Here is a 25237-nt window from a genome sequence, read left to right on the forward strand (position 1 = left end):
TGTCAGCATGCTTGCGGGGTAATCGGTGCGAGGTCGTCGGCGTATTCTTCGGCCGGCCAGACGGTGTGCGGCGGAAAGCCCGGGTGGGCGCGCCCGGCCTTGTCGAATTCATTCTCGACGGCGAGCAGGAAATGGCGCTGATGAATCCGGCCGGCCGCTGCCGCGGCGAGAAAAGCCGCCGCCAGCGCGGCGCTCTTGATCTGCGCGCCGGACAGCGCGTACCAGGCAGCCAGTTCGGGCAGGCTGACGTCGTCGGCTAGCGGCGCGCCGGCCGGCAGATGCAGGCGCCACAACGCTTCACGCGCCGCCGCGTCGGGTTCAGGAAACTCGACGATGAATTCGAAACGGCGGGCGAAAGCGCTGTCCAGATTCGAACGCAGGTTGGTCGTCAGAACCGCGACGCCCTCGTAACGCTCCAAGCGCTGCAGGAGATACGCGGTTTCCAGATTGGCGTAACGATCGTGGGCGTCCTGCGTTTCGGTGCGTCTGGCGAACAGCGCGTCGGCCTCGTCGAAGAGCAGCAGGGCGCGCGAGCGCTCGGCGATGTCGAACACCGCGGCCAGGTTCTTCTCGGTCTCGCCGATCCACTTCGACACCAGACTGGCCAGGTCCACCACCAGCAGGTCGACGCCGAGCGCCCGCGCGACGACCTCGGCCGCCAGCGTCTTGCCAGTCCCCGGCGTACCGAAGAACAGCATGCGCACGCCGCGCCGTTCGCCGCGCCCCTGCGCGAAGCCCCAGTCGTCGAGCACGGTGATCTGCTGAAGCACGCGCCGCACGGCGCGCTGCAATTGGCGGCGCGCCGCTTCCGGCAGCAGCAGCGCCTGCCAGTCGGCGCGCGGCTGGAAGCGCTGGATTCCCGGGCGACTGCTCCAGGTGGTGCGGGCGCGAATGCACTCGCCGACCTGCTCGAGCGCCAGCGGCTGCGACGACAGACTCTGCCGCAATCCCAGATCGCGCACGACGTCGCGCGCGTCGTCCGGGTCGATCGGATAACGCGCCGCGAGGACGCTGGCCTGCTCTCCGATCTGCGGCAGCAGCCATTGCCACAGGCGGCGCCGGGCCAGCGCGGCGAGCGCCTGCACCGGCAGGCGGATGAGCGGCAGACCGAGCATCGGCGCGTGGCGCTCGGAATGCCCGCTGGTGATCAGCGGCAATTCGGGAAGGTGAGGCAGTGCCGCCGCCAGGCCGGCGCTCAGCCGTTCCAGTGCGGCGTCGCTCGCCGGCTCGTCGCTGCGCGCCTCCAGCCACAGACAGGCCTGATGCATGAACGCCGCCGTGTAGCCGTCGACGCACTGGCCATCCCGCGCTTCGGCCTCGACACCGTCGATACGCGTCCGCACGGCAACCACCGTCGCCGCGCCGAGCAGCGCACGCACGCGCGTCACACGCATCGCGGCGTCGCCACCGACGAGCATGATCTGGCAAGGCAAACCACGGCGCAGCGCGAGAACGGCCTGGCTGACTGCCGGCAGCGCCAGCCAGTCGTCCAGCCCCGGCACCTGGGCGTAGCCGCCGACGAGTTCGCCATTGTCCAGACGTGGCGGCCGCGCCATCAAGGCTTCCCAGACCCCCGGACCGGCCTGCAGACTGCGCCCTTGCCACGGCCCGCTGCCCACCAGGCGAAGCAGGCGCAGGGTCGCCAACGGTGAGTCGTGGAGCAGATCCTCGATCGCGTCGCGCTGCGCGAAGGCCGCCGTCGGCCACTGGCCGGCGCCCTCGGACTCGAGCCAGAACAGAGCCAGCGTGGCGGTCGGCATCGGCAATCCGGCGGGGTGCAACAGGCGGCAAAGCGTCGCGAAGCCTTCATGAGCTTCCGGCAGGCAGGCGAGCAGCAGCAAATCCCTGAGCAGCGCCGACGACTGGCGCAAGCGCGACAAGCCCTCGAGGCGCAACAGCGGGTGCGCGGCCGGTGGCGGCTGCACGGCCGGCGGCACGTCGTGCGCAAAGCGTTCGGCAAAGGCCAGCGCGGGCAGCAGGGCGTCGCGCGACGGGTCGCCGAGACCGCTCGCCAACGCCTCGCCGGCGCCGACGAAATGCGCCAGGCGGCGCGCCAGACGCTGGCCGACCTGCGCCAGTTCGCGGCGCGTATGCTCGCGGATCTCGCCGACCAGTGCCTGGTGCGAGGCCTCGCGCAAGGTCGTCTGCTCACTCATAGCGAATCCTCAGAACGCAGGCCAGCCACGGCAACCAGCCGGGATCCAGATCGAGGCCGAGACGGCGCGTGCTGACGTCCACCGAATCGAGCGGCAGAACGAGTTCGATCCAGCCGGGCTCGCAACGGAGCCGGCCACGGCGCCGGCAAACCGTTGCCAGGCGAGGCGCCGCCATTTCAGGTGCTGCCTCGGCCAGCCACGCCGCCCAGCCGTCGACCAACCCCGCGGCGTACTCGGCAAGCCGCGCCGGCAAGTCGCCGGCCGGCACTTCGCCACCGCAGAACGCCGCGCGCGCGGCATCGCCGGCCGGCACGCCTAGCGCATCGGCAAGCCCGCGCAGCAACATCGCCAAGCCATCGGGCGCCACTTCGGGCTGCGCCGCCAGCCAGTCCAGCGCACCGCTGGCCGGCAGGCGGCCGAGCCAGAACAGCAGGCCGCCCCAGTCGGTGGTTTCCCAGCGACCGGCTTCGGGCAGTTCGGGCAGATCCGGCAAGCGATGCGCTTGCTGCGGCTCGTACGCCTCCTCGAGTCCGTCGCGCGCCATGCCGGCCGTTGCCGTCGGCAACGGCACGACGGATGGTGCCTCGGCCGGCCGGCTTGCACTCACCCATCGGCGCGCTCCGGCTTCTCCGACCGCGGCCGCGAGCTCGGCCCGCACCGTCGCCAGCCGCGCCCGCAGGACGGCCGGCGGCATTCCCTCCGCGGGCCATTTGAGCGCGGCCAGCAGGACGCTCAGGAGGTCGACATGGCGCGCCGCGAACGGCGCTCGCGCCGCCGCCCAGTGCAGCCACTGCCGTGTCTGCGGGTCGTCCGCCAGCGACCACGCCGCATCGTCATCGCCGGCCACTCGCCGGCCGGGCGTCGGCAAGACGCGGCGACCGGCGTCGACGTAGGCCGCAGTGCGTGGACTGGCCGCCAGCAGGCTATCCCACGCCGCCGCCGGCAGCGCGCGCAGCAGGGCGCTGAACGCCGCCGTGTCGGGCTCGGCGAACATCAACCGGTGGATGACCGGCCACACCAGAGACGGCTCGCCGACCAGCAGGGCCGTCCCGGCGGCGAGTACCGCTTCGGCTTCCTGGCCGGCGCGCGCGATGAGCCCCATGCGCTGCCACGCCCACTGCCGGTGGCACTCGCCCAGCGCACTGCGGTACAGGAGATCGGTCAGCGCCGCGCGCCGGCTGGCATAGCGCAGGGTTGACGACTCACCTCCACCGCTCATCGTCCGCGCGATGGCGCGGCGCAGTTCGCCCTGCCACTGCGCGCCGACGTCCTCGGCGCCGGCGTCGATCGACCAGCGCAGGGCGAGCGGCAGGCGGCCGATGAACAGCCACTCGTCGTCACCCACCAGACCGGCGCTGAGCGCCTCGCCGTCGGCCGCCGCGCAAGCGCGCAGCCAAGCGTCGCGACGCTCGTCCGGCAAGGGCAGCGGACTGCGGAAGCGGGCGCGCAGACGTTCGATGGCGAGGCTCATGACTGCTCCCGATCGAGTTCCGGCCGCCCGAGCAGATAGCCCGCACCGAGCACGGCGTCGCCCATAAGACCCGGCTGAAATCCCGCCGACTGGCCGATCACCGACGAGATGCCGAGGTGCGCCCCGAGGCCGGCGCGAATTCCGCTGTCGGCAGTGCACAGCGTGAAATCGGTGTGCGCGGGCTTGTGCAGTTCGAGCAGGCGGCGTACGCAGCCAAGTTGCCGCGCATCGAGCGTGGCGACGACGCTGACCGTGAAACGGTGCGCGAAGTCGTCGAAATTCTCGAAATCGTCGCCGGATGGCGGCTGGTCGCTGGCCAGCGCCTGCCGTCGCGGGTCGCCGATGGCACCGCCGACCCGGTAACCGACGCCGAGTACGGCCTGCGAAGCATTGACCTGCGTGTTGCCGACGACGCCCCCGCCGCGCAAGCGGAAATGCTCGACGATCACCACTTCGGCGCCGGTGAGGATCTCGACCATGCGCCGCAGGCTGGCGAGCGTGCCGCGGGTCCGGAAGAGGTTCGCGGCTTCGGCGATCATCCGCCGCTGCACCTCGGCCGGCCAGCAGGGATCGAGCACCAGGCCGAGGAAGGAGGCCAGCCACGGCAAGGCTTGCGCGGGCGCGATCCGGGAATCGAGCAGACGGTGGCGGTCGCCGGACACCGACTGCCATTCGTCGAGCATGGCGGCCGGCGGCATCAGGTAGCGGAAGAGGAAATCGCGCGCCGCGGCTTCGCGCCACAGCGTGCGTGGCAGCTTCTTCAGCAGATCGTGGCCCGGGTACTCGGCGCGTGCGCCACGCAGGCGCGGGCTCTTGCTGCGCGTGCCGGAGAACTCGAAAACCAGCCACAGGTAGCGGCCGGGCGGCACGATCAGCGGCGCCTCGTAGAGCGCGAAGCCGTCTGCCGCGACCGGCGTCAGCGGCCGCGCCGACGGGTCACGGAAGAGCGCCTGCGTTTCCCGCCCGTCGTTTTCCCAGGTGTGCTGCGAGAGCACCGGCACCTCGCCGGCCAGGCCCTGGCCGTCGATCGGGTCGCCGAACTCCAGGTCGTCACGCGTGAACGCGCGAAAACGGATGCCGGTGCCGGCCGGGAGGCACGCTTCGACGATCAGGCGACCCCACGACATCTGATCGTGCTCGGCATCGAGCGCGAACGAAAAGAGCCGGCCGCTCTGGCGATATTGCGCCCGCGCCGGCGCGGCATGCCGCAGGCCCTGCGCCGTCCAGTAGGCGACCCGTCCATCGGGCGCGAGAACGATGCCGCGCCCGTCGTAATGCGGCGCCACCAGCGGCGGCAGCAGCGTCGGCTGATTGCCGAGCAGGCGCAGGCGAACGAACTGGTCGCCGGGCAGTTGCGCCACGACGATCAGCGCGCCGAACTCCGGGTGCTCCGCCTGGCTGGCGACGTCGGTACAGAACGGCAGGGTGATCGACTGCCCGAGGTGCAGCGCATGCAGCGCGGCGTCGAACTGGCCGGCGCGCTCGAGCACCCAGGCGAGATAGCCGCCACGCGCGGCGGCCGAGATGGCGAGCCGCTCGCCCCCGGCGACCGCCGGCCAGGCCGTACGCCGTGCTTCGTCGCAGGGCGCCAGTTGCCAGGTCGTCCCGTCGGCGAGCAACACGAAGACGTCGCTCCCGCAAGCGGCGAGGTCGACCGGCGGCTGCGCGAAGTCGATCCGTCGCGCCACTTCCTGCTGCCAGGTGTCAACCAGCCAGACCGCTTTGGCGTCGGGATCGGCGAGGTAAAGATAGTCGGTGTCGTCGGTCGCCAGCGCCAGCGGGCGCCTGGGCAGGTCACCGATGGTCGCGCCATCGACTTCGGTCGCCGCGGGAGTGATAGCGAACGCTTGCGGTTTGCCGTCGTGAACGCCCAGCGAAGTCGTCCGGCCCCAGAGAACGCTGTCCACTTTCCCGTCTTCCGGCCGCGGGTGGAAAAACCGGCAGCGCCGGTCGAAAGCCATCCCGGCGTAGCCGCCGGTGAACGGGCCCGTGGCCGGCGCCCCGTCTTCGGCCGGCGTGGCCGCCGGTGCCAGCATCACCAGGTCGTCGACGCGCGCCGTATCGTGCAGCGCGCACAACTGCCAATGGGCCATACCGCGCAGCACACGGACGCCGGAATCGGGGATCAGGCGCATGGCATCGGCTCAGCAAACGTCGCGCAGGGCCGGTACGGGCACCGGCGGCCGCGCCAACGGCGGCGCCAGCCCGACCCCCGGCGCGGGTAGCGTGGTCGCCTCGTCGACCACGACGATACCGGCCACCTCCGGCACTTCCCAGTCGTCGATCGGCAGGCTCTCGGTCGCCGTCCAGACCACATTGCCGTCCGCATCGCTGCGTGCTGCGTCGAGACGCAGCGCGGCGAGGTATTCGACTCCCTCGACCTGCATGGCCACCCCTTCGAGCTCGCGCGCCAGCAGCCGCCGGCCGAGTGGCCAGCCCTGCCCGTCCGGCCCGTAGGGCGGCAGCGGCGCCAGGTATTGGCGCAGCAGGATGTCCAGCCAGTCGCGCACGGCGTCCAGGCCGTAGCCATCGCGCACCTTGACCGACACGGCCAGGGCGATCCGCCGATAGGTCGGAGGAATGACGTACAACTCGGTGGTCACCAGTCGCCAGCGATCGAGCCAGCCGCAAACCTGCGTCAGCTCCCAGGCGTCGGGCAGCGGCGCGTTCGGATGCTGCGCGTCGCGCGCCGGCCAGACGACGACGCTCCCCGTACCCGGTTTGCGACGGCGGCTCGGGGCATGGAAGAGCGGCAGACATTCGGCGCGACCGAGAACGACGGCCGGTGTTTGCATCGCCAGTTCGGCGAAATCGTCGCGCGCCACCGCCCGGTGGTTGCGCCGCAATTCGCTCGGGATGCGGCGCAAGGCGGCCTCCAGGCTCTCGCTGTCGGCACCGCCGCTGGCCGGCAGCGGATTGCGGCATTTCAAGGCCACCTGCCCCGGCCGGCGCAGCGGTTCGGGCGGTAGAGGCCCGGCGAGCGTCGTGCCGATCTTGTCGATCGCCGCCGACGGGACATTGCCCGCGGCGCCGCCGCCCCAGCGATATCCGGCGACGCGCAAGCGCTCGCCGAGTTGCGGCACGCGCTCGCCAAAACGCAGCGTGCCGGCTTCGGCGTCGAGCGCGAAATGCCGGTCGTTGTCGGTCGACGCGTCCAGCGTCTCGACCTGAGTCCAGTCGGTCCAGGCACCGCTTTCCTCGACCTGCAGACGCACCGGATAGCGCGCGTCGCGCAGCACGGGCGCATTGGCGAGCTGGAAGACCTGGCCGGGCTGGCCGTTACCGCTGCCCAGCAGCTCGCCGGCGGCGGCGACGCTCTGTTCGGCGGTGACGGCATTCAGCGTCAGCAACTGCACCTCGCCGATGCGGCTGCCGTCGCCACGCCAGACACGCAGCCAGAACCACAGTTGATCGGCCCGGTCGTCGTCGAGTTCGGGCGGAAAGTCACCGGTGCCTTCAAGACCGAGTGGTGCCACGGGCACGCCGAGCGGCTTCAGGTCGGCCGGCAGTTCGAGACGGACGACGCCCTGGCGAGTGAACCCGGCGGTGGTGTCGCCGGCGACGCGCAGCGGCAGGTAGTCCGGGCTGTCGTCCTTGCGCCGCGCCGCCAGCGACGCCTGCCAGACAAGCGACGGTCCGTCGCCAGCGCCGCAGGCGGCCACCTGGTCGATGTCGGGATACCAGGCCGCGGGCGAGAAGCCGAGCGACAGCGCCAACGGCCGACCGGCAACTCGTTTGAGGTCCACGAGGGGATCGTCGATCACGCCGGCGTTCTTCAGAATGCCGATCCAGACGCAACCGTCGACCGTGGCCGAGAAGTCGACCGGCGGCGAAAGGCCGTCGGAACCCAGCGTCAGCACGTCGTAGGGCGCCACCTGGCGGTCCTCGCCCTGCGCCAGCCGTACCGCGTCGACGCTGCCCTGGACGGCGGCACCCAGTTCGGCGTCGAGAGCGTCGATGAAGCCGCGCACTTTCGCTGTGTCGCCGAGATCCTCCTCGCTGAGCAGGCTGCGGCGCGCCACGGTGACGCAATCGAGCGGCCAGACGGTCGCGTCCTGGGTCAGGGTAAACAACGTCTTGCCGGCCTTGACCTGATCGCCGCCATAGAGCACGACGCCGTTGGCGACCTTGCTCTCGAAACGGACCAGCGCCTGCGCCGGACGTGCCGGCTGCATGGGCAGATCGAGCAGGCGGAGGAAGGCGATCTGCGTCGCTTCGGGAATCTGATTGAAGCGGAACTGCAAGCCCTCGCCGAGATAGGCGAAGAGCTGCAGCAGGGTGATTCCCGGGTCGCTGTCGAGATGATCGGTCCACGCCGGGTTGTAGACCGGAATGCGGTTGCGCAACTCGGCGAACAGGTCCTCGAAGCGGCGGTCGTCCAGGATGGGGGCGATCAGTGGCATGGTTCGTCTCCGGCCGGCAAGGCGGCGCTGGGGCAAGCGGCGCGATTCATCCAGCCTGCTCCAGATAGAAGGGGTACACAAGGACGTCCTGGCGACCGTCCAGCACATGCGCGTAGTGGATTTCGATCAGTACCGTCGCGCGCTCGTCGGTCGGCGACACGCGCACGCCGATCACCTGCACGCGCGGCTCCCAGCGCGCCAGCGACTGGGCGATCTCGCGCTCGATGCCGGCCCGTGTCGCCGGGTTGTTCGGCGCCATCAGGTAGCGGCGCAGGCCGCAACCGAAATCGGCGCGCATCACGCGCTCGCCGGGCTCGGTGTCGAGGATCGTCAGGATCGCCTGACGGACCTTCTCCGGGCCGGCGACCAGCGGCAGGCGACCGCCCTCGTCGGGAAAGATCGGCTGGCCGAGGCCCTGACCGAGACGTTCGTAACGCTTGAGTTGACTGCTCGTCGGGCTGCTCATCGGGTGGCTCCGGCAGGTGGCCAGACCGGGACGACCGGCTCCTCGTAGATCAGCGGCGTCCCGACCGGCGGCAGCGGCGGCAGCGTACCGTCGCTCGCCGGCAAGCGCGCGGCGTTGTCCTGCAGCGTCTGGTCGATCGGCCCCAGGCTATTGTTGTTAAGGTCGTCGATTGCCGGGTCGTCGTCGACCCCGACATCGCTCTTGATGCGAGTCTTCATCGAATCGCCGCCGATCGTCAGGGCATCGTGCAGGTCGTCCGGATCGACCAGCGTATCGAGACCCTCGATCCTGACGCTGAACTCGGCGTCGAGGTCGACCTTCGGCGGCGTCACCGCCAGGGCCGCGTCCAGTCCGGCGGCGACCTTGATCTGCGGCGGGATGCAGAAGCGGAAGACGAGCAGGAACCAGAGGTTGAAGATGAAGACGACGATCGGCAGAAAGAGGCTGAGGACGAAAAGCGCGATGATCGTGATCAACGGAATCGAGAAGCTGCAGATGGCCTCGCCGCCCATTTCGCCGCCATCCGCCGCGTTGTCCTTGACTTTCGGCGACAGGTGCTGCGGCTGCACGAAGCGTATCGGCGACAGCTTGCCGCGCGGCCTCGTCGCCGCCTGCGCGGCGAGTTCGCGCAGGTCGGGCATCTTGATCGTGATCGGCCGGTTGGCGGCACCCAGCACGTCGAATGGTGCGGCGACGCGAAAAGCGTCGCTCGGCAGGCTCCAGACGAGCGGGCCGTGACAGTCGGGGGTCTTGCCGACGCGCGACGGGCAGGAGTGATGTTGGCGCACGAAACAGCGGATCTCGTAGGTCATCAGGTCGTCGAAACGCGCCGCGCCGGTGGCGTCGTGCTGCAGTCCGCCAGTCGGTATCGTGCCGTAGTAAAGGCTGCAGCCGGCGGCGTCGTGCTGCGCTTCGCGCGGGTCGGGGATGACGGGAAACAGCGGATACCACTGCTCGCCGCCGGTGACATCGGCGACCAGTTTCTCGGCGCTGTCGAGATGACGCCATTCGCCATAGACGCGGCTCGTCCGGCCGTCCTGCTGGGTCGGAAACCAGGCGTCGATGTCTACCGTGACGCCGTGTTCGTCGTACCAGCGCTGCAGGCGTTTGCGTTCCGCTTCCAGCTTGTCGCGTTTGTCGGCCAACAGGGCCGACCAGTCGGTCTGCTTCTCGTGCGCCGCGTGCCGCGCCTGTTGCCGTTGGGCATTGGCGCGCAGCCCGGCGCTGGCCTGCGGGTCGCTCGCCGCGGCATCGAGCGTCAGCAGCTCGTGCAGTTCGGCGGCCATCGCCTGCGCGGCCTTCGCCTGTTCGGTGACGGTTTCTGCGCTCAGCCCCGGCGGCAGGATGCTGCGTCGGCGGCGCACGACGAATCCCGCCTGGCAGACCTGTTGACGAGCGACGCGCGGGAAACCAGGTGCGTCGCAATGGAGCTGACAGGTGACCAGGTAGTGACGGTCGTGCGCCGGCTGGTAAAGTTTGCGCAGGCTGGTCGGCGCCAGGCGGGCGCGATAGACCGTCGCCTTGGCCGGCGTCGTGCCGTCGGCTTCGTACTTCGGTGCCGGCTTGCCGGCGGCGGTCAGCGGCAGCAGGCAAAGGACTTTCGCGGCAAACGATCCGGCTTCGACGAGCTGATAGGCATTGACCACGTCGATCTGATCATCGTACTTCAGCGAACGCTGCGGATGGGCGAGAAAGTCCTTGATGAAATCGTCACCGGCGAACTTCTGGATCGCCGGCCGGCTGACCCGGCCGTCAGCCGGCAGCCCGGGCCGCGGCCAGCGGTACCACGGGCCGACCAGACGCCAGTCGGGTAGCGGATGTTTCGCCTGGCGTGTGATCACCATACGTTCCCCGCACCCGGCGTGTAGCTCGGCGAAACGACGCCGCTCGAAGCGATCAGCGTCGTGCACTGCACGATGCCATCGCAACTGACCATCGGCGCATGCACGTTGACCGCCGAGGCATTGATTTCGACCGTCGCGTTGGCGGTGATCGTCACCTGACCGGCGATGTTGATGTTGATCTTGCAGCCGTTGCTGTGCTCGATAGTGAGCTCCTGCGCGCCGTCGTCGAGCACGATGCGGTGGCCGCTTTCCATCGACACGGTGACCTTGGCCGCGCCGTCGCTGTCGTCGAACTGCAGGAGGCTCCCCGAACGCGTCTTCAGCGTGCGCAGATTGTTCGCCGCCGCGGCCGACTCGGGCAGCGCACGGCTGCCGTTCCAGCAGGCACCGACGATGTAGGGCCGCGCCGGATCGCCGGCCTCGAAAGCCAGCACCACCTGCGAATCGACCTCGGGCAGGATCTCAAGGCCCTGATCCTGGTCGGCATAGGGCGTAAGCAGCGTCGCCCAGGTAAAGACGGCTTCGCCGGCCGTGCCGAAAGCGGGAATCCTCACCTTGATGCGCCCCTTGCCGTCCGGGTCGACGAGGTCGCTGACCGCCGCCGGGTAGAGCCCGAACCAGCGCGGCCCTTCGCCGTCGCGCGGAAAACGCGGGTCGCCGTTCATGTCGCCCTCCCCAGCCAGGCGCGTTCGGCGTCGAAGTGCGTCCGGTAGCCGCTCGTCTGGTCGTACTGGTGGCGGACGCGCGTCACGTAATAGCCATCGCCCTCGAACAGCGGGCTGACGCGTTCGAGACGCAGCAGGCTGCCGACGCCGATCGCGGTGCTGCCGTCGGCGACGCCGGTGACGCCGACGAAGCGTCGCGCCCGCCCGAGCAGCGAGGCGCGCGCCATGGCGCCCGCCTCGCTGTCGGCCAACGGCACGTCGCGCACGCGGTAGCTGACCCGCTCGCCGAACGCCCGTTCGAGCACCTGCGCGCCATGCGTGTTGCCTTGCGCTTCGGCGGCGATCGCACTGGACTCGGCAGCCTCGTCGATGGCGTCCTGATCGCCGTCGTCGAAGCCTCCGACGACGACCTTGCTGCGCTGCGCGGCGAGATCGGCGCGCAGGCGGACCTGCCGCAGATTACTGCCCTGGATCAGCGTCACGGCGTTGCCGCCGCGCCGGTCGCGCGTCGCCATGTGCAGCGCGTCGCCGTCCACCCAGACCTCGGCCGCCAACCGCCGCGCGCGCTCGCGCAGGAAGGCCAGGTCGCTCTGATTCCATTGCTGCGCCAGCGGCCAGGTCGGGCCGGCGACGTCGGCTACCGCGCTCAGGCCGTGCTCGGCGGCAATCTGCTGCAGGAGGTCGGCTTCGCTGACGTTTTCATAGGTCTTGAAGCGCCGCGTCAAACGCAGGTCCATCAGCCGATCCTCGGCCAGGCAGACGACTTCCGGCGTGCGTCCCTGCTCCATCGACAGTTCGAGCGCGCTGAGCTTGCCGGCGAACATTTCGCGGCGCGCGTCGGTCGGGCCCAGCGCGACACGCAATTCCTTGCCGAAATCGAGCACCGCGCCGTCCAGCCAGTTGAGCCGCTCGTTCGGCTCACCCGAACGCGGCCCGACGGCGACGAAAGTCGCCAGCAGGCGGCGCAGGCCGTGGACGTCCTCGTCGATCTGCAGCAGGCAGACGTCGCGTGCCAGTTCGGCATTCGCCCGCCCGTCGACCTTGATCTCGGGGATCGTCGAGGCCTGCAGCGGACTCGGGATCAGCGGCATCGTCGCGTCCTCATGCTGTCACTCAATCGTCGAAACCCCAGGCCTGCGTGCGCGCCGCCAGTTGTGCGTCGCGCCGCGCCAGTTGCTGCCAGCGCTGCAAGGCCTCGGCCGACGCCTCGCTGCGCGGCGGCTCGCCGCCGCTGGCGCCGGCGCCCGGCGCATCGACTTCGACTTCGGCGTCAACTTCGCCAATTTCGATCGGCATCGCTCTTCCTCGTCACGGGTTGCGGCGCGCGCGCCTGCCGCGGCAGCCGCAGTCGTCAGAGCGGCGGGGCGGCAGGCCCGGCGGTGGCGCCACCTTCGGGCCGCCGCCAGCAGACGGGGCGGACGCCAGCCAGCCCGGCTGCGTGGGATCGCGCCGTGCCATCGGCCGCGCGCTACCGAAGCGCGGGCGCAGCGGTACGCCGGCACCCCACGGGCGATCGGCGGCGTCCGCAACTTCGCCGCTCGCCAGACCGAAGGCTGCCAGGCTGCCGCTCGCACCCTGTTCGTGGGCCGCGCCGCGGACCTGCGCGATGGCGCCGCCGAGGCCGCCTTGACTGGTCAGCGCCTGCCCCTGGTGCACCGGGTCGATGGCGGCCGCCCGACCCGGCGACGGCGTCGCACGCGGCGAGTCGCCGCCGCCAGCGAGCGCGGCCGCGCTGACCAGCGGCAAATCGGCGGCGACCTGCGCCGCGTCGCTGCCCTGCCCGCCGAAGCCGCGGGCCACGCCGCGGCCGGCGCCGGCCGGCAAGGGGACTTCCTGACCGAGTGTCAGCTGCAGCGGATTGCCCAGGCCTTCGGCCAGCGCCCGCCAGGCCGCCGGATCGAAACCGTTGCGCGCCGCAAGTTGGGCCAGGCTCTCGCCGGGCATGGCCTGCGCGATACGTTCGGGCGACTGGCTGTTGCCCTGCGTGCCGGGCGAGCCCGCCGCCAGCGCGCTGCCGGCGCCCGGCCGCGCCGGCTGACCGGCCGCGGCGCCGCCGTTCGCGGCGGCGGCGTTGGCCGGCGCCGGCGTGTAGGTCCAGCGCGGGTCCTGACCCTTGATGCTGACCGACACCTTGGCGCGCAGCGGCACGCCGTCGGCGTCGAACAGGTCGAGGTCGATATTGGCGCTCTCCATCGTTCCCTGCACCAGGAAGCTGCCCCATTCGAAAAGCACGCGCGGCGGCGCTTCCTGGCCGGGGCGCGGGCCGCGCGGGCGGACGAAGCGCTCCACCGCCGCCGTCCGTTCGAGGACGCTCACGCCGGCCTCGGTGGTCCCTTCGTCGGCCGTATCGAACACCAGATCGAAGCTCACCTGCATCTCGCCGGTCCCCGGGCGCTGGCGTGCCTGGGCGCCGGCCTGCGCGCCGCCGGCGGTGCGATTCGAGATCTGCACGCGCAGCGTCGTCGGATTGAACTGCACGTCCACCGACGTGTTGGGCGTCTCGGTCGGCCGCTCGCCGGAGCCGATCTCGGCCAGCCGGGCCTTGCGCAGCGCGCTCATGCCGGCACCTCGGCAGGCAGCAGGCGCAGCCCTTCGTGCGCGATCGACAATTCCTCGATGGCGATCTCGCCGGTCTTGGCGTTCAGTTCGGGGCCGCGAATCTTCGCCGGCAGGCCGCGATCGAACATCCAGGTGGCGCGTACCGTCCGGTCGGCGCTCATCACGTAGACGATGCCGTCGTAGCGCGCCACCGGACGTTCGCCGTTGACGATGCGCTGCAGCCAGTGCCAGAGGTCGGCATTCGCCTGGCCATCGCCGCCCGACGGGTAGAACATGCCGCGCTTGAGCAGCAGCGGCTGGTACTTGGCGCGCCCGACGCGCCGTATCGTGCCGTTGTTGCGGCCACCCTCCTGATACTCCTGAACGTCCATCTCGATCTCGAGCCCGCTGCATTCCTGAAAAGCACCGCTGCCGAGCAGGGCCGCTCCCTGCGCCGGGCTGTAGCCGTCACCGGCGCCGGGCAGACGCTGGCGACCGGCGATGATGTCGGGCGAGCGCAGCAGCTTCACTTCGAAGCGGAAGGCGGGCAGGATCAGGAACTCGGGCATGGCCGCCTCACTCCTCGAGATTGAGCGTGCCGTCGCCGTCGCGGCGCAGGCGGACGAGTAGGAATTCGAGCGGCTCGGCCGGCGCGACGCCGATGTCGATCAGCAGTTCGCCACGCTCGAGGCGCGGCGTCTCCGTATGCACACGCACGAAGAAGGATTCCGACTCGCTGCGCCCGACGAAGGCGCCGCGGCGGAACAGACCGCGCAACAGGCTTTCGATGGCGTGCTGCAGGTCGCGCCAGAGATCCGGGCCGTTGGGTTCGAAGACCGCCCACTGCATTTCCGCCAGCAGCGTCCGGCGCAGCATCAGGATCAGGCGGCGCACCGACAATTGGCGCCAGTCGCGCTCGCGCGACAGCGTGCGCGCGGCGAGCAGCGCAATTCCGTCAGGCCCGCGCGCGAAGCAGTTGATTCCCTGCCCATGCAGCGCATCGGCCCGCCCCTCCGGTTGCGCCTCGGCGAGATGGATGATCTGGCGGGCGATCTCGTTCGCCGGGCCGTACTGGATGCCATAGGCGAACTCGCGCCGGGCGATGATGCCGGCCGCCACGGCCGACGGCGGCAATTGATCGCGCCGGGCCGGCACCGGATCGACGGCATCGGCCGTCCGGCGGGCCGGCACCAGCCACGGGTGATAGGCCGCCGCCCAACCGCTGTCGAATTGCGCCCGCCACTGCTCGATGCGGGCCTGCGACAGGCCAGGTGGCACGTCGAACAGCGCGATCACCGCCTGCGTGCTCTCGCAGAAGTCGAGCACGCGCTGCTGCAGACCAACGATGGTCGCCAGCCCGGCCTGCGTGCGCGGATCGACGATCAATCCGCAGAGCGCGCTCGGCGGCACCCGGCTGGCCGTCGTGCTCGTCGTGACCTCGAGGCAGGCGGCGAATTCCGCGCCGGCACTGCTCGACACGCGCTCTTCGACGACCTCCGGGCCGGCCCACTGCGCCGCCACGTAGAGATCAGGAACGACCAGCTGGCTGACCGTCTCGCTGTGCGCCAGTGCGCTGATCCCGGCGCCTGGCCGGTCGTCGGCGACCGACCAGCGGCTGTCGAAAAAGTCGTCGGCGATGATCGTCGACCAGTCGTCGCGCCCGCCGGCAAAGGCGGTGCTCGAGCCGCGCAGCGTTTCGAGCCGCGCCGCGAGCGGCACGAGGCGCGTCGCCGCCCAGTCGGGGTGCGGCCAGAGCAGCGTCGAACGATCGCACAGCACGCTCGCCAGACTCTCCGGATGATCGGGCGACAGCGCCAGATTCTCGAAGCGCTCGCGGCGACCGGCCCCGTCGGTGATCGACACGCTGGCGCTGACCAGTTCGGCGCGTAGCGGTGGCGACGCCGGCGCGCCGTCGAGCGCCAGCCGCCAGCGCTCGCGCGCCCGCTCGCGGTCGCGCACGCGCTGCAAGCCGGTGCAAAAGGCCAGTGTGGCGACACCGAGGGCGTCGGTCAGCCGCAGGCAGCAGCCGACGGCGAGCGCGCTGCGCGGGTCGACCAGCAGGCGGCCCAGCGGATCGAGCGAGAAGGCCAGCGCGCTGGTCGAAAACTCTACCGCCACGCCGAGCCGGTTGCCCCACGTACCTTCGTTGCGCGCCACGAAGTCGAGATCGGCCGTAAAGGCGCCGCGCAGCTTGCCGATCGCACAGGCATCGGCGAGCGCCGCGTCGCGCGCGTGGACGATGCGCACGATCCACGCCAGCCGGCCACCCTGCTCGAAGTAGCTGGCGACGGCATGCGGCAAGAGCCCCGGCCCCTCGAAACCGCCGAAGTGATGAACATATTCGTCGAAACTGCGCACCGCCACCGCCTGACTGCGCCGCCGCGGCCGCGCGACATCGCTCACCATGCGGTAGCCCGACGGCCAGTTCTCATCGACCAGCGGAACGTTGGCCGGGCCGCGCGGCGCCACGCCGACGAAGGCGCAGACGTCCATGCGCTGCGGATTGAACGCCGGCAATCGCGCGTCGGGCAGCGCAAAGACGCCGGGGGCGCCGAGCGGCGAACGGACGGGGGTCAGCATGGCTGGACGATCAGCGGCGGTTGGGCCGGGACGTCGGCGGCACCGGACCTAGAGGTACTCGACGCCTTCATGGACCAGATGGAGTTCTTCCATCGCCACCTCGCCGCCGCCTTTGGCGGCCAGCGTCGGGCCAACCCACTTCTTGGGCTGCGCATTGGTCAGCTTGAAGGCGGCGACCGGATTGCGCGCCTCGTCGAGCACGGTGATGGTCACCGTGCGCCGGCCGTCGCCGCCTTCACGGACGTCCTTGACCCACTGGAAGAGGTCGGTCGAGCCGATCAGGCCGCGTTTCAGCGTCACGTCCTCCTGCTTGAAGGTATTGGCGACCTTGCGCACCGTGTTGACCATGTCGTTGCCGTTGCGGTACTCGGAATAGTTGATCTCGGTCCCGAGACCCGAGGCATCGGAAAAACCTGCGATGACGCTGGTCTCGCTGCCGTTGCCGAGCGAGACCAGGAAATTGAAGGCGCCGTAGGGATTGTTGCGTTGCGTGGCCATCTGCTTGTCTCCTCAATCAGCTCTTGCTGTCGGCAGTCCATTGCCCGACGCGGAAGATCACGAACTCGGCCGGGCGGCTCGGCGCCATGCCGACCAGGCAGATCAGGCGGCCGTTGTCGAGGTCGTTCTGGGTCATCGTCGTGCGATCGCAGCGCACGAAATAGGCCTCCTCGGGCTTCGCGCCGAGCAGCGCACCATCGCGCCAGAGGACATAGAGAAAGTCTTCGACCATGCTGCGGATGTTCGTCCATAGCCGCTCGTTGTTGGGCTCGAAGACCGCCCATTGGGTCGCCTTCTCGATCGAGTGCTCGACGTAGATGAACAGCCGACGCACGTTGACGTACTTCCACTCGGGGTCGGAACTCATCGTGCGCGCGCCCCACACGCGGTTGCCACGGCCGTCGAAGAAGCGCAGGCAGTTCACACCCTCGGGGTTGAGGACATCCTGGCGCGCCTTGTTGATGTTGATCTCGAACTTCGTCAGGCCGCGCACGACCTCGTTGGCCGGCGCCTTGTGCACGCCGCGCTCGATGTCGTTGCGCGCGTAGATGCCGCACACGAAGCCGGACGGCGGCAGCATCAGCTTGCGCGGTGGCGAGCCGGGAACGGTCGGGAACAAGGGATCGAGAATTTCGATCCACGGGTGGTAAAGCGCCGCGTACTTGCTGTCGAACTTGCCGCGGAATTCGCGGATCTCGGAGATCGAACTGTTCGCCTTGGCATCGACGACGGCGATGCGGTAGCGGTACTTCTCGGCATGCGCGATCAGTTGATCGGCCGCCACCTGGATCGAATCGTCGTCGAGCAGTGCGCCGCCGTCGGGCAGCGCGACGATGGCGATGTCGTCGAGTTCGCCGAGCGCTTCGAGGCCGGTGGCGCGCTCGCTGACGATGTCGGGGTTGGCTTCCTCGCCGCGCAGGTCGTCCGGACTCGGCAGCGTGCCGTCGCCGCCGCCGCTGAGCCGCTTGTCCGCCGCCTGCAGGCCGACCATCAGCGCCGCCGGAGCGAAGGCGTTGGCCCCCGGCAGCCAGTCGAGATAGACCATCGCGTTCTCGTCTTCGGGGTCGTCGAGTTCGAGCACCTTGGCGATGTCGCGCCGCTGATCGCGCTGCGCGCCGAGCTGGTCATAGACGTCGATGCGGCCGTCGGGACCATAGACCGTGACGCGCAGTTCGACGAGCGAGATCTGCGACCCGGCGGCCACCGGAACGGCCAGTCCGGTGTTGTCGATGAAGGTCTGGCGGCCGTCGCTGTCGACGCTGACGACACGCAGGTTGCCGGCCACGAGCGCCGCGTTGCCGGTCGGCGCGACGGCCGGCAGCGGCGGGCTGACTTCGACGACGGCGCCGGCGCGAACGCTCTTCACCTGCACGCCCCAGGTGTGTCTGGCGAGAATGTCGCCGACCACCAGCGGGTATTCGAAGGCCAGGTTCTTGCTGCGCTGGACCTGCGTGTCGACCAGGACGTTGCCGTCCTGGCCCGGCCAGCGGGCGCGCCAGGCCGCCGCGCCGAGCGTCGTCGGAACGGTCAGGCGGGCGATGTAGTTGGCCACCGGCTGCCCGGCCGCCGGCGCGAAGACGCGCGACACGTAGAGACGGCGACCGCCGTTGTTGAAAAAGGCGCGCGCCGCGTGCGCCAGATAGGCAGTGCGTTCGCCGGTCGCCAGGTCGAGCGGCGCCAGACCGCCATAGACGCGTTCGAATTCGGTGTAGGAAGTGATCAGGCGCGGCTTGGTCGTCGACGCGCCGGCCGAGTACTGCACGGGCCCGTAGCGGGTCACGCCGGCAAAACCGGTGGTACTGGTCGGCACGCCTTCGATCGACTTGGAGCGGAAGCTCACCTCCTCGACATAGACGCCAGGTGCTAGATACTCGGGCATGGTGTTCCCCTCTGTTCTACGGTGTGGTCATGAGACGGAAAAGGCGGCGCGGCGCGGCCGCAACGCCTGCTTCTGCCGGCGATTCTGCCGACTAGGCGAAGAGCAGGTCGGCATCGTTTACTCCTGACAGCACGCCCGGCGGCAGCGTGAGGTCGACAAAATCGGGCTGCCTGACGTAAGTGGCGGGCATGGCGGTTCCTCTGAGAACGTCGTTCAGCGCGTCGCTGCCGGCGACTTCGAGCGGCAGGCCGGCCAACGGGTCGGCCGGTTCCGGAGCGCCGGCCGGCGGCAGGAATACCCACAGGCGAAGGGCCAGCGTCGCCGGCAGGACGACGCCGCCGGGAACGGCCAGCGTACCGAGAACGACGAGAAACTCGCCACGATCGTCGCCGTGCGCCCAGGCGAGTGGCGTTTCGCCGTCGAAGTCGGCCGGCCCGGCCCCCGGACGGGTGACCACGACGCGCGCCCAGGCGACCGGCCGGGCGCTGGCCAGCGAAGCGCCACGCCGGATACGGCCGCGTATGGCCGAAGCGTTGGCAGCCAGCGGATAGGCCGCACCGGGCCACAGCCAGGCGGTCCGGATGTTGGCCGTCGACGGCGGCGGCACGCCGCCGTTCTGTACCGGTGTGAGCGACAGGCGGCGCGGCACGTACTGCCGCGGGTCGTTGTCGGAGCGATAGGTGGCATGCCGCGGGTCGCGCCGCGCGAAGGCGCGCACGACGAAGTTCGTCGGATCGTCGGCCACCTCGAGCGGTGGCGTCGCCAGCTTGTCGGCCGCCGCCAGGCGCAGCCGCTTGGCCAGTCCGCCGGCATCGCGCAGCGCCTGACGGGCCTGCGAATGGCGCTCGAAACGCAGGCCGGCGGGACGCGGGCCGACCGCTTCGAGGTCGTTGATCCAATCGCCAGCGACCGGCATTCCGGTCAGGGCGTCCAGCCATTGAATCCCGAGCGCCAGGCGATGGCCCACCCGGCTGACTTCGACCGTATCGTCGATCGTCAGCGGCCGGGTGACGGCGACGGCGCTCATGCGCCGACCCGCAGGCGGATGTCGGCGTCGGTCACCGGCGGGGTGACCAGCGCCGCGGCGGTATCGATGCGCACCACGCGCGCCAGATAGGGTACCGACAGCCGGTAGTCGCTGGGTAGCGAGTCGAAAGTGCGCATCAAGGCTTCGGTCGAGATTTCCTCGAGCAGGAGTTGCACGGCGTCGGTCGGCGCGGCTTGCGGCTCGCCGGCGTATTCGGCGGTCACCGGCAGGCTGGGCGCGTAGAGCAGCGGCCCCGAGAGAACCGGCGCCTGTTCCAGGACCTGCATCGTGCGGCCGAGGATCATGTGCTGATATTCGGCGTTTTCGGCCCACGGCGTGAGCAGGTAATGCAGGTCGAGCGCCAGGTGCGCGCGGCCGTCGGCGTTGCCCACCGCCGACCAGGCGGCGCGCATGGTGTTGTTGAAATCCACCCGGTAGAGCAGGATCGATAGGGCGTTGTCGCCGATCTTGTCCTTCGCCAGGCTGTCGGCCAGGTCTTCGCTGCGAATCAGCACCGCTTTCGTCTTCTTGCCGGGGACCGGCTCGCGTTCGAGGAAGGCGCGCGCGAGTACCCGCTCGATGCTCTTCCCGACCGCGGCGATGCCCGTGAACCCTGCCATGCGTCTTCCTCTCCTGGCGACATGCGGCCGCCTCGCCGCGTGCCGGCGGGTTTCACGCCTCATCCCCGGCCCACCGGCCAGACGAAGAGCGGAACGCCGGAAAACCGCGCGCGAAGCGAACGCCATCCGTTTCAGCAAGCCCCGTGCCAGCTTCAAGCCACCCAATAAGCCCCTGTATCGCGACACCTTTCGGCAAGCGATGACGATCGCCGACGGTCATCCGGGTCGAATTCGACCCGCCCCGCTGCGGTCACACGCAAGCGCGGCGCCGCGGCCGGCGCCGGCCGCGTGCCCTGCTCCACCGGCCGCTTCCGGTTTTGGCCGGCATGGCGCGGCGAGCGAACGAGGGTGGGTGAATGGTGACCCGGGTGGGTCGGGATTGACCCACCGGCCGGCGCCGAACCGGGTCACTGGTCCGAAAAACCTTGCGCGTCGCCTCCGCCGCGCGAGTAAACCACGTGCCGGTCGGCGTTTTCCCGCCGCCGAACGAGTCCCTGCGCCTGCAGACGCGCCAGCGCGGCCTCGACAAGGTGGCCGTCGACCGACCAGTGGCTGGGCAGCCACCACTCGCAGACGCCATCTACGGTGTCGGCTGCCTCGGGGTGGCGGTGGAGATAGCGCAGGATGGCGTCCACCACCTGGCTGAGGCTTGGCTGCGGGTCCATTTCCCCCTCTCCTGAGGCAACAGGAATCCGCAAGCAATCATCGTGCTATGCCGGAACGGCGGCGCGGGGGCATAACCGCCGGCGCGACTTCAGGGACGGCGAAAGTGCTCCGGTTCGATGCCGTGCTTCTTCAACAGCTTGCCGAGCGCCCGTCGCTCCTTGCCGGCCAGACGGGCGGCGCTGGAGACGTTGCCCGCCGTCTCGGACATCAGACGCAAAAGTTGGCCGCGCTCGAAGTCGTGCAGCACCTGTTGCTTGGCCTCGTTGAAGTTGAGCGTCGTCGGACAGGCAAGACGACCGTCTACCGGCGGGTGGCGTTCGCCGTCGGAAATGGCGTCGCGCACCAGGACGTCGGGCCCGTCGCAGAGCAGGAACTCGCGCTGAATCCGGTTCTGCAGTTCGCGCACGTTGCCAGGCCACGCCTGGGCAAGCAGCCAGCCGACGGTATCCGGGTGCAGTTCCTTGACCGCGAGCTGGTACTGGCTGGCGGCTTCGGCAATGAAGTGGCGCGCCAGCAGGACGATGTCGTCGCCACGCAGGCGCAGCGGCGGCATGTGCAGATCCATGGCGGTCAGGCGGTAGTAGAGGTCGGAGCGGAATTCCTCGCGCGCCACGCGCTGCCGCAGATCGCTGTTGCAGGCCGCGACGATGCGCACGTCGGCCGTCTCCGTGCGGCTGCTGCCGAGCCGGCGGTACTGGCCATCCTGCAGGAAGCGCAGCAGGCTGACCTGCGCTTTCGGGGTCAGCGCGTCGACTTCGTCGAGAAACAGCGTGCCACCCTCGGCCTGCGCGATGAGGCCGCTCTGGCTGTCGCGCGCGTCGGTATAGGCCCCCCTGGCGTGGCCGAAGAGTTCGTTCTCGACCAGATGATCGGGCAGCGCGCCGCAATTCACCGGAATGAAAGGCCGCTCCCGACGGCGTCCCTGATAGTGGATGGCACGCGCCGCCATCTCCTTGCCACTCCCCGTCTCGCCGGTGATCAGCACGCTGGTGTCGTAGCACGCGATGCGGGCGAGCAGCCCCAGCATCGCCCGAAACGGGCCGGATTCGCCGATGAAACCATTTACCACAGGCCACTCGCTCATCGTCTCCTCCACTGCCGACGCGGTCGCCAGCGCCGGATTCGTTGAATTCCGATTGGTAAATCTAGCAGACCATCCCGGACAGCGTCCAATCAACTGTCTGAATGAGCGTCTCGAGGAGGCCCGTCGGCCGCACGGCGCGGGCGCCGGGCACGCCGGCCACTTGCGCAACGCGTCGAAACGGTCATCGACGCCCCCGCTGTCCGCCCGACGCCTCGCGGAAGGTCAACGAGCGCTTACGATCTTGCGCGAGGCGTCAGGAGGCTTTCCAGACCCATCAGGAGGCTTCCTTGACGAAGAAGCTTGGATCGTGCGAGCGAAGCGAAGCCACAACCTGAACCGCTTGTGGATCTGGCCCGGAGAGAGCCGACCGGGCCGCAAGAAATCAGGCGCTTGCCCTTGGGATGTGAAAAGCCGAAGGCGCGCGCCCGCCGAAAGCTTGTCGGCCGCACATACGGCGGGACGTGCCATAGACGATCCGCGCCGCACACGGTCCGCCATTCCATCCTCGCCGTCCTGGCGTTGCGATGGCGCAAGCCAACGGGTCGTCACGGCAGGCGACGACGTCGCTCTCCCGAACGACGCCGCACGACAAGTGGCACCCGAGGAAAACCGTGGCCAAGGGTATTGTGGTTGAACAACTCGCCGCCCCTGACTTGGCCATGTCGTATTGTTCGCCATCGCTGACGCCGGGCAGCGAGAACGACAAGGCGGACGCCCGGGTGATCCTCGAGTCGGCGCTTCGTCGTAAGCCGCGCCGCGCTGGCGCCAGACCTGCCTCGCCGTTGTCGGCCCGTTCTGGAAAAAGGTTCGCAGATGTCTGAGACAGGCCTCGACTTCGTCAGCGTCCACATCTTCACGGATGGCGTTTATGATGGAGAAGCGTGAGTCGCGTTGACCATTGGACATGCCGGGCTTAGGTTCGGATACCATAGTGCTTCCGCCGTATGCGGCGGCGAAGCTGGTCGGGCAGCTTGGCTGGCGAAGGTGTATTTTGCGTCTCGTCAGGCGCGTTCGTCGTTAGCACCTTTCGAGAAATCAAGAGGCTACAGAAAATGAGACGTAGTATACACCTTGTGCTGTTTTTTTATACACCACTTTTGGTGTCTACTTCACGTTAGGGCTAGTGCAAATGTCGCTTGAGCGCTTCCAAACTTGGTTTCGATTCGGGCACTGGCTTGATACCCCACAGGGCACCGCTTTGTTATTGAGCATTCCAGCATGTTGGTCAGTAGTAGTGCTTCGTTTTGCGGTACCCGATGTGGCTGAGGTTCGTGCTTTCGCTTCGCCAAGTTGGCTCTACTTGATTTCCCCGTTTCTTGGGTTTCTGGTTTTCGTCCGTAATAGCCTCCCAACCTTTGGCTCTTCATGGCTGGCAACTTTTTCTGTGTGTGTGGCGTCGGGGTTTCCGTTCTATGTCTTATACATCAAGCCCTAACCCGGCGCTCGACCTCGCTCCCTTCGGTCGCTGGACGCTGCGCGATAAAGCCGCGCAGCGCCGGTCAGCTCTACGTTAGGTTCATTCGTGCCTCTCGAGACACCATCACTTGAAGTCGTGTACTACTCCGGCCCGATCCCATCCGGACCGGCGGCCCTTACCCTGATGGGGCTCGTGTTTGACAAGATTCACTTCCCAAACGTCTATTTGCCAACTGAAGGCTATGACATTGCAGAGGTAAAGAAGGAGGCCGAGCGAATTGCTGGTCTTGGTATACGAGACTACAACACGGCGGTGCTGGTGGGCGCGCTGCGGTTCTTGCCGCTCGCGAGGGAACTTAAGGAATTCTGTTACTTTTCGGGGCAAGATGGACAGGTTTTTGGTAACGTTGGCAAGGGGGCAGACGAGCTTGTCAAAGCCTTAGATGAACAAATCTTTGGCCCGCCTCAACCAAACTTCCATCCGATATACGAAACGGGCCATAACAAAGGACTTCCGGGCGGGGAACAATACATCGACTATCCGGGCAGCCTTCACTATCCCGCGAATGCCATCGTCTACGCCTCTGCAAATGGAATCCCGCTAGTCAATGACAACCCTGGTTTGCCGGTTCCAGCTCTTGGCGGCACCGCCGCGAAAGACAATGTAAAACTTCTCACCACAATCCTTGCTTTGGAATGTGCAAACCTTGTGCTGCCGAAGATCCGCGTGCTCCGGCCCCAAGAAATCTTGGAAATGCGGGACGATCTATCAAAGTACCTTCGCCCGTTCCGACTGAGCTTGCTCAGGTTGGCGGGAGAACTTAACAAGGCGATTTCCAACACCTCCACGAACGACGAAATTCTTAGTGCCGCGCGTTTCCTAGTTGAGACAGAGGTACAACCATCTCTCATTGAACTTAAGGCCGCTATAGAGGCACCGAGCAAGCGTTGGTACAACCGCGCATTTGACGTCGCCAAACAGGTTCCCGAACTCGCCACGTCTTTCGCAACCTTGCCAACGAATATTGCAATCGCAAAGGTTCTAGCCGCGCTCGGTGCTATTTTGGTCGATATGCAGTCAGAAGAGGCAGAGAAGCACGCCAGCCGATCAGGCATGTACTACTTGCTTAAGCTACGTGATGTGGGCGGTGACTGAACCTAACAACCGCTTCGAGGGGACCGCCGAGAAGCTGCGCTTCTCGGTTCCCCGTCGGCTTCGCCGCCGGGCGGCCCCTCAAGCTAAACGTTAGAACGCTCGCCGTATGGACGCTGATGGCCTCGCCCAAGTATTTGTGCTTCTGCTTCACTGGCGTGTCACGGTATCCCTCATTGCTTCGTCTGCGCTCGCAATCGCACTGGTGCAGATGCTTCCCTGGCTCACTGGGCTACAGGGCATCGCCATTGCACTGGCTGGCTTCTTTCCAGGCGCTATCTGGGAGTCCACAGCCACCAATGCGCCTTCCACACGATCTGGCGGTCCCGTTAACGAAACGTCCATCTTGGTTTCTGCCCTGGCGTCGGTGATCGTTGGTTCAATCTGGGGCATCTTCAGTTCAACTTCTCTCCACGCTTTCTTGGCGGGGGCCATCCTTTTCTCAGTGTTCGCTCTGCTTTGGGCGTGGTATGTTGTACGCATCAAGAAATGGGTGAATACTGCTCGCGCCAAGGTCTGCTGCTTTGTCGCTGCAGTTGCATATCTGGCGACCTATGTCATCGCACGTTAAGCGTTCTAACAAGTCGGTCGAGGCGCGGCTTCGCCGCTGGGACGCCAGCCGGCATGCCGGCCGGCGCCCCTCACCTTCACGTTGGGCGCCCGATTCTGAGGCCCCTACCCCACACGATTGCGGATTCATATCCTTCGCGGAAACATACATCACTCTGCGACCACTTCTCACAGGAGAGTAAACTATGAGACTCAGCTACT

At 68.3% G+C, this 25237-nt stretch carries 21 protein-coding genes; 3 read left to right on the top strand and 18 right to left on the bottom strand.

What is annotated here, in order from left to right; translation table 11 throughout:
• Window positions 1-2 precede the first annotated feature (2 nt).
• The 18 genes from Q1M07_RS02415 to Q1M07_RS02500 form a co-directional block, all read right to left on the bottom strand.
• Complete coding sequence (locus tag Q1M07_RS02415; protein WP_300450141.1) at window positions 3-2156, bottom strand: ATP-binding protein; 2154 nt, start codon at window positions 2154-2156, stop codon at window positions 3-5.
• Entirely contained in the window at window positions 2149-3627 is a 1479-nt protein-coding gene (locus tag Q1M07_RS02420) for a hypothetical protein (protein WP_300450143.1), read from the bottom strand. The genes Q1M07_RS02415 and Q1M07_RS02420 overlap by 8 nt, the downstream gene beginning before the upstream one ends.
• A complete protein-coding gene (locus Q1M07_RS02425) occupies window positions 3624-5762 on the bottom strand; it encodes a phage tail protein I (RefSeq protein ID WP_300450146.1) in 2139 nt (712 codons plus the stop codon). The genes Q1M07_RS02420 and Q1M07_RS02425 overlap by 4 nt, the downstream gene beginning before the upstream one ends.
• Window positions 5763-5771: 9 nt before the next feature.
• A complete protein-coding gene (locus Q1M07_RS02430) occupies window positions 5772-8030 on the bottom strand; it encodes a putative baseplate assembly protein (protein ID WP_300450148.1) in 2259 nt (752 codons plus the stop codon).
• Between the two features lie 46 nt (window positions 8031-8076).
• Window positions 8077-8496 carry a GPW/gp25 family protein gene (locus Q1M07_RS02435; protein ID WP_300450151.1) on the bottom strand — a complete coding sequence of 140 codons (420 nt, stop codon included), beginning with the start codon at window positions 8494-8496 and terminating at the stop codon, window positions 8077-8079.
• On the bottom strand, window positions 8493-10340 hold the full coding sequence (locus Q1M07_RS02440) for a hypothetical protein (RefSeq protein WP_300450153.1): 1848 nt from the start codon (window positions 10338-10340) through the stop codon (window positions 8493-8495). Before Q1M07_RS02440 ends, Q1M07_RS02435 begins: the two co-directional genes overlap by 4 nt.
• Window positions 10334-11005 carry a phage baseplate assembly protein V gene (locus tag Q1M07_RS02445; protein ID WP_300450156.1) on the bottom strand — a complete coding sequence of 224 codons (672 nt, stop codon included), beginning with the start codon at window positions 11003-11005 and terminating at the stop codon, window positions 10334-10336. The genes Q1M07_RS02440 and Q1M07_RS02445 overlap by 7 nt, the downstream gene beginning before the upstream one ends.
• Window positions 11002-12096, bottom strand: coding sequence for a phage late control D family protein (locus Q1M07_RS02450; RefSeq protein ID WP_300450158.1), 1095 nt, complete (start codon window positions 12094-12096; stop codon window positions 11002-11004). Before Q1M07_RS02450 ends, Q1M07_RS02445 begins: the two co-directional genes overlap by 4 nt.
• A gap of 22 nt (window positions 12097-12118) precedes the next feature.
• Complete coding sequence (locus Q1M07_RS02455; protein ID WP_300450161.1) at window positions 12119-12301, bottom strand: hypothetical protein; 183 nt, start codon at window positions 12299-12301, stop codon at window positions 12119-12121.
• 12 nt (window positions 12302-12313) lie between these two features.
• Window positions 12314-13564 carry a hypothetical protein gene (locus tag Q1M07_RS02460; RefSeq protein WP_300450163.1) on the bottom strand — a complete coding sequence of 417 codons (1251 nt, stop codon included), beginning with the start codon at window positions 13562-13564 and terminating at the stop codon, window positions 12314-12316.
• The gene (locus Q1M07_RS02465; RefSeq protein WP_300450166.1) at window positions 13561-14112 is read right to left on the bottom strand and encodes a phage tail protein; all 552 of its coding nucleotides are present in this window, start codon (window positions 14110-14112) and stop codon (window positions 13561-13563) included. Before Q1M07_RS02465 ends, Q1M07_RS02460 begins: the two co-directional genes overlap by 4 nt.
• A 7-nt stretch (window positions 14113-14119) precedes the next feature.
• Window positions 14120-16123: a phage tail sheath C-terminal domain-containing protein gene (locus Q1M07_RS02470; protein WP_300450169.1), complete on the bottom strand. Its 2004-nt coding sequence runs from the start codon at window positions 16121-16123 to the stop codon at window positions 14120-14122.
• 48 nt (window positions 16124-16171) lie between these two features.
• Window positions 16172-16621, bottom strand: coding sequence for a phage tail protein (locus Q1M07_RS02475; RefSeq protein ID WP_300450173.1), 450 nt, complete (start codon window positions 16619-16621; stop codon window positions 16172-16174).
• A 16-nt stretch (window positions 16622-16637) separates the two neighbouring features.
• Window positions 16638-18500 carry a phage tail sheath subtilisin-like domain-containing protein gene (locus tag Q1M07_RS02480; RefSeq protein ID WP_300450176.1) on the bottom strand — a complete coding sequence of 621 codons (1863 nt, stop codon included), beginning with the start codon at window positions 18498-18500 and terminating at the stop codon, window positions 16638-16640.
• 91 nt (window positions 18501-18591) lie between these two features.
• Entirely contained in the window at window positions 18592-19527 is a 936-nt protein-coding gene (locus tag Q1M07_RS02485; protein WP_300450179.1) for a hypothetical protein, read from the bottom strand.
• Window positions 19524-20147 carry a DUF4255 domain-containing protein gene (locus Q1M07_RS02490; RefSeq protein ID WP_300450182.1) on the bottom strand — a complete coding sequence of 208 codons (624 nt, stop codon included), beginning with the start codon at window positions 20145-20147 and terminating at the stop codon, window positions 19524-19526. Before Q1M07_RS02490 ends, Q1M07_RS02485 begins: the two co-directional genes overlap by 4 nt.
• A 407-nt stretch (window positions 20148-20554) precedes the next feature.
• Window positions 20555-20812 (bottom strand): helix-turn-helix domain-containing protein, encoded by a 258-nt coding sequence (locus Q1M07_RS02495; RefSeq protein ID WP_300450185.1) that lies wholly within the window; start codon window positions 20810-20812, stop codon window positions 20555-20557.
• Between the two features lie 89 nt (window positions 20813-20901).
• Window positions 20902-21897, bottom strand: a complete 996-nt coding sequence (locus Q1M07_RS02500) for a sigma-54 dependent transcriptional regulator (protein ID WP_300450187.1) — start codon at window positions 21895-21897, stop codon at window positions 20902-20904.
• A 524-nt stretch (window positions 21898-22421) separates the two neighbouring features.
• Here Q1M07_RS02500 and Q1M07_RS02505 point away from each other — a divergent pair.
• From Q1M07_RS02505 to Q1M07_RS02515, 3 genes are all read left to right on the top strand, one after another.
• A complete protein-coding gene (locus Q1M07_RS02505; RefSeq protein ID WP_300450191.1) occupies window positions 22422-22718 on the top strand; it encodes a hypothetical protein in 297 nt (98 codons plus the stop codon).
• A 788-nt stretch (window positions 22719-23506) separates the two neighbouring features.
• A complete protein-coding gene (locus tag Q1M07_RS02510; RefSeq protein ID WP_300450194.1) occupies window positions 23507-24469 on the top strand; it encodes a hypothetical protein in 963 nt (320 codons plus the stop codon).
• A gap of 106 nt (window positions 24470-24575) precedes the next feature.
• On the top strand, window positions 24576-25037 hold the full coding sequence (locus Q1M07_RS02515) for a hypothetical protein (protein ID WP_300450197.1): 462 nt from the start codon (window positions 24576-24578) through the stop codon (window positions 25035-25037).
• The last annotated feature ends 200 nt before the right edge of the window (window positions 25038-25237 follow it).

This window comes from Accumulibacter sp. (genome assembly GCF_029255285.1).
GTDB lineage: Bacteria > Pseudomonadota > Gammaproteobacteria > Burkholderiales > Rhodocyclaceae > Accumulibacter.